1 protein-coding gene is annotated in these 384 nt (G+C 53.6%); it reads left to right on the top strand.

Annotated elements, in window-relative coordinates:
• A partial coding sequence (locus tag FMM79_RS00065; protein ID WP_305778389.1) for a YhjD/YihY/BrkB family envelope integrity protein occupies positions 1 to 384 on the top strand: 384 nt, incomplete at both ends.

The raw sequence follows: 384 nt of genomic DNA, 5'->3' as shown, positions 1-384 counted from the left end.
CCCAGGATCTGGAGCACGAGCCGATTAAGCAGTTGGATAATAGCGAGAAAGGCGGCAAAGTTAGCCAGGCGCTGGAAACCGTCACCACCACTGCCGAGAAAGTCCAACGCCAACCGGTTATTGCGCACCTGATTCGCGCGACAGAACGCTTTAACGATCGGCTGGGTAACCAGTTTGGGGCGGCTATCACCTATTTCTCATTTTTGTCGATGATCCCCATTTTGATGGTGTCGTTTGCCGCAGGGGGCTTTGTGCTGGCCTCCCATCCGATGTTGCTACAGGATATCTTCGACAAAATTCTGCAAAACATTAGCGATCCGACGCTAGCCGCCACGTTGAAAAACACCATCAACACCGCCGTTCAGCAGCGGACGACTGTAGGGC

Origin of the sequence: Novosphingobium sp. BW1, assembly GCF_008107685.1 — a bacterium.
In the GTDB taxonomy this organism is placed as follows: Bacteria; Pseudomonadota; Alphaproteobacteria; order Sphingomonadales; family Sphingomonadaceae; genus Novosphingobium.
This window is presented reverse-complemented; position numbering and strand designations above follow the sequence as displayed.